This is a genomic window from uncultured Nevskia sp., from assembly GCF_903885465.1.
GTDB lineage: Bacteria > Pseudomonadota > Gammaproteobacteria > Nevskiales > Nevskiaceae > Nevskia.
Genome location: NZ_CAISIQ010000169.1, coordinates 1 through 2,646 on the forward strand (window position 1 = coordinate 1; position 2,646 = coordinate 2,646).

Consider the following 2,646-nt stretch of genomic DNA (forward strand, 5'->3'; position numbering starts at 1 on the left):
CCGTCGAACGCTACGAGATCGAAAGCGAAGGCGAGGCGCGCTATATCAAGCTGAAAAGCTTCACCGCTTCACGCGCCTGGCTTACCCAGATCCTAAACAAGCTGCTCGCCGACAAGCGTTACAAGATTCCGGGAGCGGTCAGCAAGCTGCTGTGACCAACTGCTCTGGGTTGATCGCCGCGCGTGACTGAACTCGCGGAGCTGCTGACGCCGACGCTGATTGCGCTCTGCGGCTTCGCGTTTCTCGCCGGCTTCATCGATTCCGTGGTCGGCGGCGGCGGGCTGATCCAGATTCCGGCGTTGTTCGTGCTGCTGCCGCAGCTGTCGCCGGCAGTGATTCTCGGCACTAATAAATTCGCCGCGATCTGGGGCACGGCAAGCGCCACGCTGCAGTACGCGCGCCACGTGCCGATCAGCTGGAAAGTGGTACTGCCCGCCGGCGCCGTGGCGGCGCTGGCCTCGTTTCTTGGCGCTCGCACCGTCAGCCTGATCGGCAACGCGGAACTGAAGCCGCTAATCCTGGTGATGATGGTCGCGGTGCTCGCCTACACCTTGTGGAAGAAGGATTTCGGCAAGCTGCATGCGCCGCGGCTGAATGATCGCCAGCAGCTGCTGACTGGCCTCGCGATCGGCGCGATCGTCGGTTTCTACGACGGCTTCTTCGGCCCCGGCACCGGCAGCTTTCTGATCTTCGCCTTCGTCGGCCTGTTTGGCTTCAGCTTCCTGGCCGCTTCGGCCTCGGCGAAAGCGGTGAACACGATCACCAGCTTCGCGGCACTCGCCTACTTCGTTGCCAATGGCAGCGTGCTGTACGCCTACGCGATTCCGATGGCGATCTTCAACGTTGCCGGCTCGTGGCTGGGATCGCGGCTGGCGATCGCCAAAGGCAGCGGCTTCGTGAGAGTGCTGTTCATCGTCGTGGTCACGGTGCTGATTGCGCGCTTCGGCTGGGACATCGTTCGGACTTAAGCGCGTTCATCATCGAAGGCCAGCCCGTCGCCGATATGCGGCAGGCCGAGCAGCAACATCAGCAGCCGATCCAGCCCGACTGCGACACCGGCACAGGGCGGCAAGCCGTGTTCGAGTGCGGCGATCAGATGCGGGTCGTATGGCGGCACCGGCTGTCCTCTGGAAGCGCGGCGGGCTTGATCGGCTTCGAAGCGCCGCTGCTGCTCGGCGGCATCGGTCAGCTCATGGAAACCGTTCGCCAGCTCGATCCCCTGCCAGAACAGCTCGAAACGCTCGGCGACCGGCGGCTCGACGTCGCGGCGGACCTTCGCCAGCGCCGCCTGCGAAGCCGGAAAATCGATCAGGAACTCCGGACGATCACGTCCCAGTTGTGGGCCAACGACATGGCTCATCAACAGATCAAGCAGGAAATCCCGGGCTGCGGATGGCTCAGCATCGGCGCCTTCGATGGAAGGCAGCGGCCCGATCGCTTGCGCGCAGCGTGTTTCAAGCTCGGTCAGCGAAGCCAGAAACGGATCGATCCCGGCGTAGTGGGCAAACGCGTCGCGATAACTCAGCCGCGCGCACGACGCCGGCCCGCCCAGCGCTGCCAGCAGCGCTTCGCATTCATCAATCAGGCGATGGTGATCGAACCCCGGCCGATACCATTCCAGCATCGTGAACTCGGGGTTGTGAAAGCGCCCGCTCTCATCAACCCGAAACACCCGCGCAATCTGAAAGATCGGCCCGCTGCCGGCGGCCAGCAGCCGCTTCATCGCGAACTCCGGCGAGGTCTGCAGCCAGCGTTCATCGCCGCCCGGGAGGCGGCTGGAAAAGCTGTCGATCTGCGGATCGACTGTAGCGGCACGGGACAGCACCGGCGTCTCCACTTCCAGCACGTCGTGCCCGGCGAAAAAGCTGCGCAGGCGCTGCATCAGAAGTGCGCGCAGGCGCAGCGTTTCGAGGCTCGCACGAGGCTGCCACATGGGCTTGGATTTCATTGACGCCTATTGGGGTGGGTGCTATAACGCGGCGCTATCGGAAGGCTGCGTTCGTCCGATTTTACCCACACGACAGTGCTGCAGGAGAAGCTGGTGGCGACCAAAAAGACTGCATCAAAAGCCAAGCCCGTGTCTAAACCGGCGAGCAAGTCCAGTGTCAGCAAGTCAGCCGTGAAGCCCGTCAGTAAAGCTGCGGCGAAGCCCGTAGCGAAAAAAGCCGTTGCCAAGCCGGCGGCCAAAGTCGCCAAGAAAGCGACTGCCAAGCCATCCGCTCCGGCAGTCAAGAAAGCCGTGAAGAAGGTCGCCGTGAAAGCTGCGCCGGCGAAGAAGGCTGCCGTGAAGAAGGCCGCACCGGCCAAGAAAGCTGTCACCAAGGCTGCCGTCAAGAAGAAAGCTGCGCCGGCGCCTGTGCTCAAGAAAGCGGCTGCCGTCGTGAAGAAAGCGACCGTCGCCGTCAAGAAGACGATTGCAACGGTGAAGAAGGCAGTTGCTCCAGTCGCCAAGCCGGCCGCCAAGAAAGCGGTTGCGAAGCCGGTCGCGGCAGCCAAGAAGGCCGTGGTCAAGGCCGCGCCGAAGCCTGCCACCAAGGCAGCGGCTGTCGAAAAAAAAAAGCAGTCAGTAGCTCCCGCCCCGACGCCGACGCCAGCAGCGCCGGCGCCAGCCCCGGAGCCAGCAGCGGCAACGCCGCCAGCAGCACC

At 63.6% G+C, this 2,646-nt stretch carries 2 protein-coding genes and 1 pseudogene; 2 read left to right on the forward strand and 1 reads right to left on the reverse strand.

Annotated elements, in window-relative coordinates; translation table 11 throughout:
- Nucleotides 1-182 precede the first annotated feature (182 nt).
- Complete coding sequence (locus QZY06_RS06355; protein ID WP_295681727.1) at nt 183-968, forward strand: TSUP family transporter; 786 nt, start codon at nt 183-185, stop codon at nt 966-968.
- On the opposite strand, the gene epmA is transcribed toward QZY06_RS06355, so the two are convergent.
- Nucleotides 965-1,948 carry an EF-P lysine aminoacylase EpmA gene (gene epmA, locus QZY06_RS06360; RefSeq protein ID WP_295681730.1) on the reverse strand — a complete coding sequence of 328 codons (984 nt, stop codon included), beginning with the start codon at nt 1,946-1,948 and terminating at the stop codon, nt 965-967. The two genes, QZY06_RS06355 and epmA, sit on opposite strands and share 4 nt — an antisense overlap.
- A gap of 171 nt (nt 1,949-2,119) precedes the next feature.
- Here epmA and QZY06_RS06365 point away from each other — a divergent pair.
- Nucleotides 2,120-2,646, forward strand: a pseudogene (locus QZY06_RS06365) (hypothetical protein); the annotation flags it as partial.